Here is a 13,062-nt window from a genome sequence, read left to right as displayed (position 1 = left end):
CTTATAATTGCGCCAGTTCGGAACCATTCCTGCCACGCTTGCAAGTCAGACACCAATGCGCCTAAAGCGCGCGGCATAAAGGTCCGTTGATTAAGGGCTACAGGTAAGGTGTTTATGGTTAAAGGGTCGATAACAGCCCTCGTTACCCCGTTCACGGATAGCGGTCTGGATGAACAGGCATTTCAGGATCATGTGGAGTGGCAGATCGCCTGCGGAACGCATGGACTCGTGCCCTGCGGGACAACCGGTGAAAGTGCAACGCTGACGCATGATGAGCATAAACGGGTCATTCGGCTGTGCGTCGAAGTGGCGGATGGACGCGTCCCCGTGATCGCAGGCGCTGGATCGAATGAAACCCGTGTTTCGATCGACTATTCCAAAGTCGCCAAGGATTGCGGTGCGGATGCGGCGCTGGTTGTCACACCCTATTATAACAAACCCAGTCAAGAAGGCATCTTCCAGCACTTCAAGGCCATATCCGATGCGGTGGATATTCCGATCGTGGTCTACAATATTCCGGGCCGCAGTGTCGTCGATATCAGCAACGAAACGATGGGCCGGCTGGCCCAGCTGCCGACAGTGCTGGCCTGCAAGGACGCGACAGGCGACATCGCCCGGGTGCAGGGCCTGACGGACCGCTGCGGGGCTGATTTCATTCAGCTGTCCGGCGACGATCCAACGGCGCTTGCCCACTTCGCTCATGGCGGGCAGGGGACGATCAGCGTCGGAGCCAACGTCGCGCCAGAACAATATGCGGCATTTCATGACGCCATGCTGGCGGGAGATTTCGCCCGCGCTCGGACCCTCAATGCAGCGCTCGATCGCTTGCACAAGGATCTGTTCCTCGACCCCAGCCCGGCGCCTGCCAAATATGCGCTGTCGCTTCTGGGTCGGATGAACCCGCGCGTCCGCCTGCCGATCACGCCGTGTTGCGAAGAAACAAAGGCGCGCGTGCGCTCGGCCATGATCCGCGCCGGGATTGCGGTGTAGCGATGGCCGCGAAAAAGAAACCCAGTCTTGGTGAGAACGGTACGCTGATCGCGGAGAACCGCCGTGCGCGGTTCGATTATGCGGTTGAGGACACGATGGAGGCCGGCATCAGCCTGGTCGGGACGGAAGTTAAGTCGCTGCGTCTTGGCAAGGCCAATATCGCGGAAAGCTATGTCGACGTCGACGGGAACGAAGCCTGGCTCGTCAATGCCAATATTCCGATCTATGAACCCGCGGCGCAGTTCAATCACAGCCCGACGCGACAGCGAAAACTCCTGCTCAAGCGCAAGGAGATCGACACGCTGCTCGGTGAAACGCAGCGCAAGGGCCGTACCGTCGTCGCCTTGAAGCTTTATTTCAACACGGACGGACGCGCGAAACTCCTGATCGGTATCGCAACCGGCAAGCAGGCGCATGACAAACGCGACGTGAAGAAGACGCGCGACTGGCAACGCGACAAGGCCCGCATCATGCGCGAGCGGGGCTAGTCCAGCAACGCTTTCGCCCGCGCGAAAATCTCGAAGAACATGGCCTCCGTCAGACGGCCCGTATTCACATTGTAGCGCGAGCAGTGATAGCTTGACAGCACCGTGTAGCCGCCGAGTTGATACTCCGTACCATGCCCGAATTTTTCCCGCGCCACCTTGCCTCCCAGCGCGCGGACCGTGCTGTCATGACCGACTTTACCGAGACAGAGCAGGACTTTCAGGCGTGGTAGCGACTTTATTTGCGCGATCAGATAATCGCGGCAATTATTGACTTCCGCGCCGATCGGCTTGTTCTGCGGCGGGACGCAGCGCACGGCATTGGTGATCATGGCGCGGCGCAGCGCCAGACCGTCATCGATCCGGGCCGCGAACCGGTCATTGGAAAAGCCGTATTTTGCAAGCGCTGGATAGAGCAGGTCCCCCGCCGCATCGCCCGTGAAGGGGCGGCCCGTCTTGTTGGCTCCATTCAAACCGGGGGCCAGACCGACGACGAGCAGTTCGGGATCGGCATCGCCGAAGCTGGGGACGGGTCCATTGAAATGGCCGGGCAGGCGTTCCCGACAATCTTCCAGAAAGTCGAACAGGCGCGGACAGCGCCGGCAGAAATAAGGCGGCTCTGCGGACACGACCGGTTCGGGGCCGCAATCAGTCATAGCCAAAGTCGTCATCGTCGTCGCCATAGTCCGGCCGTTCGCGCTTCGGCCGCCCGACCTCACGTTCCAGATCGTCGATCTCGATGAAATGGTCGGCCTGACGGCGCAGTTCATCGGCCAGCAGTGTTGGCTTGATCGCCAGCGAAGAGACGACGCTGACGCGGACGCCAAGCTTTTGCACCGCTTCGACGGCAGACCGGAAATCGCCGTCGCCGGAGAAGAGCAACATATGATCGACATGCAGGGCGAGTTCGAGCATCTTGACCACGATCTCGACATCCATATCGCCCTTGAAGCGGGTCCGTCCGTCCCGATCTGTAAAGCTCTTCGCTTTCTTCGTGATGATGTGAAATCCGTTATAGTCGAGCCAGTCGAGGAGGGGCCGCAGCGGTGAGAAATCGTCATTTTCACGCAAGGCGGTGAAATAGAACGCCTTGATCATGCGGCCTTTGGCGCTGAAATAGTTGAGCAGGTTCTTGTAATCGATATCGAAGTCCAGAGACTTGGCCGTGGAATAGAAATTCGCCCCATCAATGAAGATGGCGAGTTTTTCGTCCGGGTGAAATGTCATTGAAAAGTCCGCGTCTGAAACGATGAAAAATATGAATCGCGCCTATATCGCTTTCGGAGCGAACTTGTCCAATCCGCGCGAAACATTGATGCGCTGCGTGGAAGCGCTGGCAGAGGCTGGCGTGATCGTGGACCGCCTGTCCAATCTCTGCCAGAGTTGCGCCTGGCCGCCGGGTCAGGACGCACCCGATTATCTCAACGCCGTAATGGCTGTGCAGACCGGTCTGAGCCCAGAGCAGCTCATGCATCTTTTATTGCGTATCGAAACGGCGCTCGGTCGCGTCCGCAGCGTCCAGAATGCGCCGCGCGTGTGCGACCTTGATCTAATCGATTATGCAAGTCGCATAAGCGATGACCCCGATTGCCGCCTTCCGCATCCGCGCATGTCCAACCGTGCATTCGTCCTCCTCCCACTCGCCGAGGTCGCAGACCCGTCGTGGCGTCACCCGCGCAGCGGCGCGACCTTGGCCGCATTGATCGACGCTCTGCCATAACCGCCCGCACGTCACGTCCTGCCGCCCCGCTCAATGCTGGGGCTTATCTCCGTCAGTCTCCCGCGCCGAAGATGTGTTCACGCTCTCACCTTGCGAAGCGACGCTTGATGAGTCCCCGCAATGAATGCCGGGGACGCCGGCATTGACGGGTCGGTCTGCAGGCAGGCGCCCTTCTCCAACCGGAGGCGGTCTCCGGCATCAGACTTGATCTGAACCCTCATCGTCAGGAATGACACGAGGCGCGGGCTCTGCCCCGTGACCGGAGCAAAAGAGAAGGACCGTTTCGTCGCAAGACAGAGCCCGCGCGCGGCGCTTGGTTCGTTTCGCCTGCCGCGCCTGCGACCCATCGCCTGCGGGTTCCGCGGCCTAACCCCCGATGCCGGATCATGGCAGCGGCGGATGCTTGGCTCACGCGCGGTCCGCGAAGGACCAGCCTCAGGGGCGGCAGAGACAAGGAAGGGTGTCAGCGGCAGCATAAACCGCCGACACATCCGCTCTCGGCCCGGTCGCTCCGCCATCACCTGACGGACCTTTCCGGCTTTCACCGGTCGCGGACATGTCCGTCCGCAACCAGAGCCGAAGCCCTCACACCGATCCGCCACACCGAGGGTTATGCCCCACCTCGTGTCCGTGACGGACGAGGGTAAAAGAGCATGGAAATGGGAGGGAGTGGATTAGGTTTGTGGGATTGGCGGTAGGTGACTGAAACGGAAGCCGTACTTAACGGCATAGGCGGGGATTTATTGAGAGCACCCCCTTCTGCATGCTATGAACGGGGACCAGCACTTTACTCCCCCACATCACCGGACTTGATCCGGTGATCCATCTCCCGAACCTGTCGGTCTGTGCTGAGACGCCAGTCATGGATCCCGCACGCTCATGCGGGGTGGCGTTAGCCGTCCTGGCCCAGTTCGACGCCGATGTCTTCGGATGTTGGTTCATCGGGCTTGTCGAGTGCTTCGATTTCCTGCTGATAGATGCGCAGAATGCGGGCAAGATATTCCTGATGCCACGCCCCGCGGGCGTCGGCCTGCTCCGGAGTTGGTTGGAAATTCTCAATATCGGCTTGGCTGATCCCCTTGGCTTCGAGCAGCCGCTCGACCGTGTCGAGCCGTTCGCGCATGACGGCGAGTTCCTGGGCGACCGCCATGGTGATGGCCATGACGCGTTCCACGTCGGGATTGTCGAGGAAATAGGGGCGTTTGCCCTTGGGTTTGGCCCCGGCGAGGGCAAGCGGATCGATGGGTTGGGTCATTCTGCCTCCTGCGTCTCCCCTGCAGGAAGACGTGCGTTAAATCAGGCCGCTTTCTTTTCGCCGCCAACAATGTGCCAGGCGGCTTTGCGGCCATAATCCTCGACATCGTCATTGGCATGTTCGGGGAAGAGTTCCGCGTCGACAACGGCGGCGACACCGCCATGAAGCAGCTCGTCGCGGGAAAAACCTGCATCGACCATCCACTGATCCAGATCGAGCTCATGCATCTTCGTCCAGAACGGCTCATTATTGTAGAACGCATCCCAGTCGCGAATGGCTTGCTCGTAAAGCGGCATGTCGGGCGAATATTGGGGCTGTTCGACATGCATGCAGATGCCGCCTGGTGCGAGTACGCGGTGGCTTTCCTTCATAATCTTCGGCATCGATTTGACGCTGGTTTCGTGCAGGAACATGGTGGATTGCACCCAGTCGAAGTGACCATCGGGATAGCGTGACATGTCTTCGGCATTGGCCTGGACAAAGCGGACATTGTCCACGCCCATCTCCTTTGCGCGGGCGAGCCCATAGCGCAGGGAGGGCGCGCCTGTATCGAGGCACACGACCTCAGCGTCCGGATAGGCTTGCGCGATCGGCAGGACGTTCTGACCGAGCCCACCACCAATGTCGAGAATGCGCTTCGGCGCAAAGTCGGGCCGGTTGGTCTTCATCCATTTGACGACCGCATGGCCGCCACCATCATTAAAACGGCCCAGCCCACCGCCCGTGGTGACGAAGATGCCGCAATCATAATTGGCCGGACCGGTGACGTCGCCGGGAACCAGCTCGTCATGATAGGAACCGGGCATGCAGTGGTGGTCGATCTTGGCCAGATAAGGTGGAATTTCGAGGTCGGGATCGAGTTCGAGGCGCTCATCACCCTCCGTCAGATCTCTGGCTTTGGCATTCATCGCCTCGGCCTGACGCAGCGTCACCCAGCGCCCCGCCTGCTGACGCAGTTCCATCGTGTTGCGGCGCTGCGCAGACCAGTGCTGGAAGAGCGGGTCCTTCAGCAGCTGTTTGCGCACCTGATTGCGATGGTTGGGCACAGGGTTGTTTGGTTCGATGCGCGTTTCATATGCGGTCTTTACGCCCGGAAGGATACGGCTGGCCAAGTGACGGTTGAGATGGGCGAGGAAATTGAAGCGCGCCTTTTCGTCATGCGTCGTCCTGGGGAACATGCCATGTTCGCCGACGAGGCGGTAATCGGGCGGGCCATCATATGTCTTATCGGTCATGAGGCGCGCTCTAGTCGAAACCGAACGGTCGGGAGTTGACAATACTCAACTTTGCCCGCTCACAGGGTCGCCATAAGGTCGCAGACCATCAAGGGAGAGACATATGAGCCAGCGTATCATCGTTCTGTTCAATCTGCAGGCCGGCAAATCGAAAGCCGATTATGAAAACTGGGCGCGGACCAAGGATATTCCGGGCGTGAACGGGCTCGGCTCCGTCGACAATTTCGAGGTATTCCGCGCGGACAGCCTGCTCTTTTCGGACGACAGTTCGCCTTATGACTATATCGAAATTCTTGACATCAACGATATGGACGCGTTCGGACAGGATGCCTCGCAGGCGCACATGCAGGCCATCGCTGCAGAGTTTCAGGGCGAGATCGCCAAGGACCTGGTCTTCATCAATGTGAGCAAGCTCTGATGACCGCTTCCGCAGGAGAAAAAAGACTCGCTGGCAAAACCGCCGTCATCACCGGCTCTGGCCGTCGCGGCGGGCTCGGCGAAGCCATTGCCAGGCGACTGGCCGAAGACGGCGCGAATATCGTGATCTCCGATATTGGACGCCAACGCGACGCGGCCACCGGCGAAGCCCATATCGGGACGACGGACGAGATGGAAAGCATTGCTCAGGAACTGCGCGGTCTCGGCGTCGGAGTCAGTACGCAGACCTGCGACGTGCGCTCGCTTGAAGAAGTCCGCGCGCTCGCAAGACATGCGGCGGCTGAGCATGGCTCGCTCGATATCTGGATCAATAATGCCGGGATCGGCTATATCATGAAGCCGCTGCTGGAGGTCACGGAAGATGACTGGCGCGCCGTGATCGATGTGAACCTGTCCGGCGCCTTCTTCGGCGTGAAGGCGGCGGCGGAACAGATGGTCGAACAGGGCAAAGGCGGACGGATCGTCAATATTGCATCTCAGGCGGCCAAGTCCGGCTTTCCCCATGCGCAGGCCTATACATCGTCCAAACACGGTCTTGTCGGGCTGGTGCGATCCGCGGCGACGGAACTGGGCAGCCACGGCATCACGGTCAATAATGTGTGCCCGAACCACGTCACCACCGGATTGGGTGCCTGGCAGAACGAATATTTTGCAGAAGTCACGGGTGCTGACAGCGTCGAGGACTATCTCAAGGCCATGGCTGCGCGCATTCCCATGGGCCGCCCCGGCCTGCCCGAAGACACGGCCAACGCCGTCGCCTGGCTCTGCACGGACGATGCGAAATACATCACCGCAGAGAGCATGAATGTGTCAGGCGGCGAGGAGCCGCATTAGACATGCGCTTGGCCCGAACGATCGGCAAAACCCTGTTCGTCGTGCTCAGCCTGATCGCGCTGCTGCATGTCTATTGGGGTTTCGGGGGGCTCTGGCCCACAGATAATGTTCGTGAGCTGATCGATCTCGTCATTGGTGATACGCGCTTTGAACAGATGCCGCCGATATGGATGACCCTGATTGTGGCCTGTCTCATAGCCGCCGCCGGGTGGGTTGCTCTTGAAAAATCCGGAGTCACATCCTTTTTTCCGAAGCGTCTGATAAGCCTCGCGACGTGGTGTCTCATCCTGGTGTTTGCTTTGCGCGGTCTGTCTACCTACGCATTCGTTTCCGGATTACGCGAGACCTCGCCGTATGCGTCGCAAGCGTTTCAGAGATATGATGCCATACTATACGCGCCCTTATGCCTGCTGATTGCCGCAGGCTTTCTGTTTCTCGCGACACGAAAGACACGCTGAATGTCTTATGATCTGCCCCCCGATCCTGCGCCTGCCGGCTTCACCTGGCCTGGTGGCAAAACACTCGCTTTCTCGCTGGTCGTCAATGTTGAGGAGGGGGCGGAGCGGTCGATCCTGAAGGGCGACAAGGCACCTGAGCCCGTCGACGAATTGCTGCCGCCGATCAAGGCGCCGATTCGGGTGCATGGCAATGAGAGCAGCTATCAGTATGGCATCAATCGCGGTGCGCCGCGTATTCTGGAGCGGCTGGAGCGCTACGGCATTCCGGCGACCTGGACGATCTGCGCCGAAGCGCTGGAGAAAGCGCCTTGGCTCGGCGCGGCGATCGGTGCGCGCGGCGACGAACCCGCCAATCACGGCTATCGCTGGCTGTTTACCTTCAATATGAGTGAAGATGACGAGCGCGACTTCGTGCGCAAGGGAACCGCGAGCATCGAAGCGACGACAGGCCGCAAACCCGTCGGCTATCTGTCGCGCTATCTGCATACGGATCATCTGCGCCGTACACTCGCGGATGAGGGCTACCTCTATCACATGGACGACTATTCGGACGATTTCCCTCGCTGGGAGACGTATCAAGACGGGACCGATCCGATCGTCGTCCTGCCTTATGCGGTCGACAGCAACGATATGAAATTCTGGCTCGACCCCAGTTTCACGACCGACATGTGGGTGGATTATGCCAAAGCGACATTCGACACATTGCTGGCGGAATCAAAGACGCACGGCGCGCGGATGATGAGCCTGGGGCTGCATCTTCGCATCATCGGGCGGCCAGGCCGGATCGGCGCGCTGGACGCGGTGCTGGACTATATCACGGGTCATGACGAAGTCTGGATCGCCACCCGCGAACAGATCGCGCAAAGCTTCGCCGCTGCAGTCAGCCCGTAATCGGGCGCACGCGCCAGATGGCCAGATAGATGCCGAGTGCCACCAGCGCGATCAGATTGCAGACCATGAACAGCCCCGTCACCGCATTGCTGGCGAGGAAGGGCACGAAGTCGCGCAGGCTGATGGCGATGGCGACGAAGAGCGATGCGTAGATGCCGAAGCCTGACAAAAGGCTCGGGATCTGCCGCGATTTGAAGAACAGCCAGAAGTAGCCCGCCATCGACAGGCTGGAGATGATCAGTCCCATATGAAACGCGGTATAGTTGGTGGCCGCCTGCAGGCTGGTCAGCAAAGTCCGCTGCGACGCATCGGCGAGCGTGGCCAGGCCCTCATTCCCGGCCAGAAGGGCCGCATTCATCGTGAAAACTCCGCCCATCAGCGTCATGAAAGCGGCTGTCACGCCCATGCAGAGGCACCAGAGCGCCAGAACGGGGCTGGTCTGGCGCAGCAGCACAAACAGACCGATCGTGACGAGACTATTGAGCGCAAAGCCCAGAATTGAGAGGTAGGCTGCGACCCGCAACGACGTCTCCGCCTCCATCATGGCGGCTGACGTGGCGACGAAATCCGCCGTGAGGTTGATGTCGATATCTTGCAAGACCGTCAGGGCCATAATGATGCCCAGTGCGATCGTCGCAATCAGGGCGATCCCCGTCAATCTGGCGGTGGGACTGAATCCCGTCTTCACTGTTACATCGGCCATGGTCGTCTCCCTGTTTGTTATCGATAAACAATAAGGAGAGAGCGTCAAGCCCTGATCGTCAAAGCGAGGCGCCGTCGCGCCCCTCGGAAGTGTCACCTATCCGTCAGTCGAAGACGACGGTCCGCTGCCCGTTCATGAAGACGCGGTCTTCCGAATAGGCTTTCACGGCGCGGGCGAGGACACGCTGTTCAATGCTCCGCCCCTTGGCGATCAGACGGTCCGGCGTGTCGGCATGGCTGATCGCTTCGACACCTTGTGCGATGATCGGGCCTTCATCGAGGTCGGGCGTGACGAAATGGGCTGTTGCCCCGATCATTTTCACGCCGCGCCGATGGGCCTGATGATAGGGTCTGGCGCCCTTAAATCCGGGCAAAAAACTATGATGGATATTGATGCAGCGTCCGGCCAGGTCGCGTGCCAAACCGTCGGATAATATCTGCATGTAGCGCGCCAGTACGATCAGTTCCGCACCGCTATCGTCGATGATCTGGCGGATGGCAGCCTCCTGATCCGCTCTCGTCTCCTTCGTAACCGGACAGTGATGAAAGGGCGCGCCGTGCAGATTGCTGATGCGAATCGCATCGCGCGGATGGTTGGAAATGATCCCGACAATGTCGATATCCAACTCGTTCATCCGGGTCCGGTACAGCAGGTCGACAAGACAATGATCGAATTTGGAGACTAGAATAAGCGTCCGCGTCGGTCTGTCCGCGTCGCGAATGTGCCAGTCCATGGTGAAGCTTTCCGCGAGTGAAGTGAAGGCGTTCCGGAATGCGGGCCCGTCGGCAATATCGAAGGCGACCCGCATGAAAAAACGGTCGCTATGCGCATCGTTGAACTGCTGCGCTTCGGTAATATTGCCGCCCTGATCGCGGAGCAGACCGGTAACGGCAGCCACAATGCCGGGACGGTCATCGCAAGAGAGGGCCAGGATCCAGGAGAGCATGATTTGGCGATTACCGTTCCGTGTCGGACTTTGCTAGAGCGCAAATCCCGAACCCCGTCTACCGCTAGGAAGCGCATCATGCTGATCCCCCGATCCCTTCTCTTCGTTCCCGGCAATCGGCCGGAGCGTTTCGAAAAAGCGCTGAATAGTGGCGCAGATCTTGTCTGTATCGATCTTGAGGATGCGGTTGCACCCGACGCCAAAGCCGATGCCCGCGATGCGGTGATCGCGTTTCTGAAGCAATGCCGCGCCGATCACGTCTCACTGCGGATCAATGGGCCCGGAACGGCAGATTGCGCCGCCGACATGGTGGCTATCAGCGGATTGACTTTGCCATTCGTGATGATCCCGAAGGTCGACACGCTGGACGAATTGAACACTATCACCAGCGACGCGCCGCTGATCCCGGTCATCGAATCGGGTCTGGCCATGCTGAATGCCGCCGCCATTCTCTCTGACAGACGGGTCAGAATGGGCCTTTTCGGGGGTGGGGATTATGCTGCCGATCTGGGCGTGCCCATGACGTTCGAAGCCTTTCACTATGCCCGCAGCCATCTGGCGGCCTGCGCCGCCGCGTTCGAAAAACCTATTTTCGATGTGCCCTATCTGGACGTGCACGATGTGGCGGGCGGTGAAGCCGATACACGCCGTGTGGCGGATCTGGGCATTCACTGCCGGGCCGCGATCCACCCCAAGCAAATTGACGCCATCCATGCGGCCTATACGCCAAGCGATGATGACATCGAAAAAGCCCGGAGCCTGCGCGATGCCTATGCCGCCGCCGAAGGCAATGCCGCACTGCACGACGGAAAGCTGATCGAAGCCCCGATCCTGCGGGCGGCAGAGCGGGTTCTGGCACGGGCTGGACTTCTTTAGGCAAAACTGTCCTGTTTGTGCCCCCAGTCACATCATGGCTGGCCATTCCTGCTTGCCACGGTCGAAACGATGATGTGAGGTGAGTGAAAGGGGTACCGGGATGGACGACGAAAAGCCGAACCTGCCAAATGGCAGCGACAGCGATGAGATCGTATTTGCACGTCAGAATGCGCATTATGACGAACAGGCGATCCGTCACGCGTTCGAGACGGGTGAATATCCCTATGACGATAAGCTGTCGCGCAAGGCTTATGAGAGACAGAAGCGCGATCTGCAGACCGAACTGCTGAAGGTTCAGCTCTGGACCAAGCAGACGGGACAGAAGATCGTCCTTTTGTTCGAAGGCCGTGACGCCGCCGGTAAGGGCGGGGCGATCAAACGCTTTACCGAACATCTCAACCCGCGCGCAGCGCGTGTCGTGGCGCTGGAAAAGCCGACGGATGCAGAGCGCGGTCAATGGTATTTTCAGCGCTATATCAAGATGCTGCCGACGGCGGGCGAAATGGTCTTTTTCGATCGCTCCTGGTATAATCGGGCGGGTGTTGAACGCGCGATGGAGTTCTGCACGCCGCGTGAATATCTGGAATTCATGCGCCAGGCCCCTGAACTGGAACGCATGTTGGTGCGGTCTGGTATCACCCTGTTCAAATTCTGGTTTTCAGTGACGCAGGAAGAGCAACGCCGTCGCTTCGAATCGCGCGAGCATGACCCGCTCAAACAATGGAAGCTGTCGCCGATCGACAAGGCCAGTCTTGATAAGTGGGACGACTATACCGACGCCAAGGAAGCCATGTTCTATTATACGGATACGGCCGACGCACCGTGGACCATCATCAAGTCGGACGACAAGAAGCGCGCGCGGCTGAACTGCATGATGCATGTCCTCAACCGGCTCGACTATCCGGGCAAGGATCCTTCCGTCGTCGGCGATCCTGACCCGCTCATTGTCGGCAGTAGTGCTCAGGTCATTCAGGGAAGTCACCGCATCATTGATAGCGTGATGCACCCGAAGCTGCGTGACAAGGGATCCAAATAACCAAGCTTGAGGCCTGTCAAAGCCCGGCCTTGATCTCCGACTAGGCGTCTTCCAAACTGTTACAGGCCCAAGCTGGGCCTCGCTTTACTGGAGACGTGATCATGGTCGGTAGCATCAAGGAAGTCGGTCCGAACCGCTATCGCGAGACCTTCGGTCGCTATTACGAAGACTTCAAGGAAGGCGATATTTACGAACATCGCCCCGGCAAGACCGTCACCGAATATGACAATCACATGTTCACGCTGATGACGATGAACACGCACCCGATGCATTTTGATGCGGAATTCGCCAAGGTCTCGGAATTCAAGCAGAACCTGGTCGTCAGCCCCTACACGCTGGCACTGCTGATCGGCATGTCCGTGACCGATTGCTCGCAGAAGGCCATCGCCAATCTCGGCATGGATGAAGTGAAGTTCACCGCGCCCGTTTTCGCGGGTGACACGATTTACGGCGAGTCCGAAGTGCTGGGTAAGCGCGAAAGCAAGAGCCGCCCGGGTGACGGTATCGTCACCATCGTGACGCGCGGCTATAATCAAAACGGCACCATGGTCTGCACCTTCAAGCGCAACATGCTGATCCCGTCTAAAGGCAATGCGGTCGAGGATAGGGTGGGGAATTACTAACGGCACTCTACACAAAGTGTCATTTGGCAACGTGTTGTCTATTGACATCTAACATGTGGGCCCTCTAAACGTTCATATGGCAACGGAATGTCATATGCCATTTTTTGAGGGTCAATCGATGAAGCTTAAAACTTATTCCAAAGGGCAATCTATCTATGATCGTGCCGCTCACATCTGGCAGGTCCTAGTCCCGTGGGTGATGTGGGAAATGAAAGACGGCAATCTTGATGCAGGTCTAATTAGTTATAGCTCCCTTGCCAAAAGAATGGGTTATGAGCCCGGCGCAGGGCGCACTCTTGCGAGATCGTTGGGCGCTATAGCAATACTCTGTGAAGAATGTCAGCTTCCTGCTCTGAATACCGTCGTGGTCCGAAAGGATACAGGTCAAGCAGGGAGCGGAGTAATTACGTCGCTGAGTGACGACGTGATAGAGGAAGTCAAAAAGGTACTTGGACACGATTGGCGATCTTACAAAGCGCCAAGTCCTAGACAGTTCAGAACAGCCACAGAGATTCACAACGCACGTTATGACTAATTTTTGTCATTCAAAACCCGTTATGTTTTAAGGCACT

16 protein-coding genes are annotated in these 13,062 nt (G+C 58.6%); 10 read left to right on the top strand and 6 right to left on the bottom strand.

The genetic code is table 11. The features are described 5' to 3' along the window. Positions 1 to 114: 114 nt before the first annotated feature. Together dapA and smpB are read left to right on the top strand one after the other, a co-directional pair. The gene (gene dapA, locus AB6B39_RS11630) at positions 115 to 990 is read left to right on the top strand and encodes a 4-hydroxy-tetrahydrodipicolinate synthase (protein WP_284370959.1); all 876 of its coding nucleotides are present in this window, start codon (positions 115 to 117) and stop codon (positions 988 to 990) included. Between the two features lie 2 nt (positions 991 to 992). Continuing rightward, positions 993 to 1,478, top strand: coding sequence for an SsrA-binding protein SmpB (gene smpB / locus AB6B39_RS11625; RefSeq protein ID WP_284370185.1), 486 nt, complete (start codon positions 993 to 995; stop codon positions 1,476 to 1,478). On the opposite strand, the gene AB6B39_RS11620 is transcribed toward smpB, so the two are convergent. Together AB6B39_RS11620 and AB6B39_RS11615 are read right to left on the bottom strand one after the other, a co-directional pair. After that, a complete protein-coding gene (locus tag AB6B39_RS11620) occupies positions 1,475 to 2,146 on the bottom strand; it encodes a uracil-DNA glycosylase (protein WP_284370187.1) in 672 nt (223 codons plus the stop codon). The two genes, smpB and AB6B39_RS11620, sit on opposite strands and share 4 nt — an antisense overlap. After that, on the bottom strand, positions 2,124 to 2,702 hold the full coding sequence (locus tag AB6B39_RS11615) for an NYN domain-containing protein (RefSeq protein WP_284370189.1): 579 nt from the start codon (positions 2,700 to 2,702) through the stop codon (positions 2,124 to 2,126). The genes AB6B39_RS11620 and AB6B39_RS11615 overlap by 23 nt, the downstream gene beginning before the upstream one ends. A 22-nt stretch (positions 2,703 to 2,724) precedes the next feature. Between AB6B39_RS11615 and folK the strand changes: the two genes are divergently transcribed. After that, on the top strand, positions 2,725 to 3,195 hold the full coding sequence (folK, locus tag AB6B39_RS11610; RefSeq protein WP_371398587.1) for a 2-amino-4-hydroxy-6-hydroxymethyldihydropteridine diphosphokinase: 471 nt from the start codon (positions 2,725 to 2,727) through the stop codon (positions 3,193 to 3,195). A gap of 892 nt (positions 3,196 to 4,087) precedes the next feature. On the opposite strand, the gene AB6B39_RS11605 is transcribed toward folK, so the two are convergent. Then, a complete protein-coding gene (locus tag AB6B39_RS11605) occupies positions 4,088 to 4,450 on the bottom strand; it encodes a hypothetical protein (protein WP_284370191.1) in 363 nt (120 codons plus the stop codon). A gap of 41 nt (positions 4,451 to 4,491) precedes the next feature. After that, complete coding sequence (locus tag AB6B39_RS11600; RefSeq protein ID WP_284370192.1) at positions 4,492 to 5,685, bottom strand: class I SAM-dependent methyltransferase; 1,194 nt, start codon at positions 5,683 to 5,685, stop codon at positions 4,492 to 4,494. Between the two features lie 103 nt (positions 5,686 to 5,788). Here AB6B39_RS11600 and AB6B39_RS11595 point away from each other — a divergent pair, with 103 nt between their 5' ends. Genes AB6B39_RS11595 through AB6B39_RS11580 form a run of 4 tightly spaced genes read left to right on the top strand, consistent with a single transcriptional unit; the run spans position 5,789 to position 8,306 of the window. Further along, positions 5,789 to 6,103, top strand: coding sequence for a hypothetical protein (locus tag AB6B39_RS11595; RefSeq protein WP_284370193.1), 315 nt, complete (start codon positions 5,789 to 5,791; stop codon positions 6,101 to 6,103). Next, positions 6,103 to 6,957, top strand: coding sequence for an SDR family NAD(P)-dependent oxidoreductase (locus AB6B39_RS11590; RefSeq protein ID WP_284370194.1), 855 nt, complete (start codon positions 6,103 to 6,105; stop codon positions 6,955 to 6,957). The genes AB6B39_RS11595 and AB6B39_RS11590 overlap by 1 nt, the downstream gene beginning before the upstream one ends. Before the next feature lie 2 nt (positions 6,958 to 6,959). Beyond that, entirely contained in the window at positions 6,960 to 7,415 is a 456-nt protein-coding gene (locus tag AB6B39_RS11585; protein WP_371398586.1) for a DUF3995 domain-containing protein, read from the top strand. Beyond that, positions 7,416 to 8,306, top strand: coding sequence for a polysaccharide deacetylase family protein (locus tag AB6B39_RS11580; RefSeq protein ID WP_284370196.1), 891 nt, complete (start codon positions 7,416 to 7,418; stop codon positions 8,304 to 8,306). On the opposite strand, the gene AB6B39_RS11575 is transcribed toward AB6B39_RS11580, so the two are convergent. Beyond that, positions 8,296 to 9,009, bottom strand: coding sequence for a DUF4386 domain-containing protein (locus tag AB6B39_RS11575; protein ID WP_284370197.1), 714 nt, complete (start codon positions 9,007 to 9,009; stop codon positions 8,296 to 8,298). The two genes, AB6B39_RS11580 and AB6B39_RS11575, sit on opposite strands and share 11 nt — an antisense overlap. 103 nt (positions 9,010 to 9,112) lie before the next feature. Then, positions 9,113 to 9,955, bottom strand: coding sequence for a formyltetrahydrofolate deformylase (purU, locus tag AB6B39_RS11570; RefSeq protein WP_284370199.1), 843 nt, complete (start codon positions 9,953 to 9,955; stop codon positions 9,113 to 9,115). 78 nt (positions 9,956 to 10,033) lie between these two features. Between purU and AB6B39_RS11565 the strand changes: the two genes are divergently transcribed. From AB6B39_RS11565 to AB6B39_RS11555, 3 genes are all read left to right on the top strand, one after another. Beyond that, a complete protein-coding gene (locus AB6B39_RS11565) occupies positions 10,034 to 10,831 on the top strand; it encodes an HpcH/HpaI aldolase/citrate lyase family protein (protein WP_284370201.1) in 798 nt (265 codons plus the stop codon). A 100-nt stretch (positions 10,832 to 10,931) separates the two neighbouring features. Further along, positions 10,932 to 11,867 (top strand): polyphosphate kinase 2, encoded by a 936-nt coding sequence (gene ppk2, locus AB6B39_RS11560; RefSeq protein WP_284370203.1) that lies wholly within the window; start codon positions 10,932 to 10,934, stop codon positions 11,865 to 11,867. A 101-nt stretch (positions 11,868 to 11,968) separates the two neighbouring features. Beyond that, positions 11,969 to 12,490: a MaoC family dehydratase gene (locus AB6B39_RS11555; RefSeq protein ID WP_284370205.1), complete on the top strand. Its 522-nt coding sequence runs from the start codon at positions 11,969 to 11,971 to the stop codon at positions 12,488 to 12,490. The last annotated feature ends 572 nt before the right edge of the window (positions 12,491 to 13,062 follow it).

Origin of the sequence: Algimonas porphyrae (assembly GCF_041429795.1) — a bacterium.
GTDB classification, from domain to species: domain Bacteria; phylum Pseudomonadota; class Alphaproteobacteria; order Caulobacterales; family Maricaulaceae; genus Litorimonas; species Litorimonas porphyrae.
Note: the sequence above shows the minus strand (reverse complement) of the source record. Positions and strands in the feature narration are given on the sequence as shown.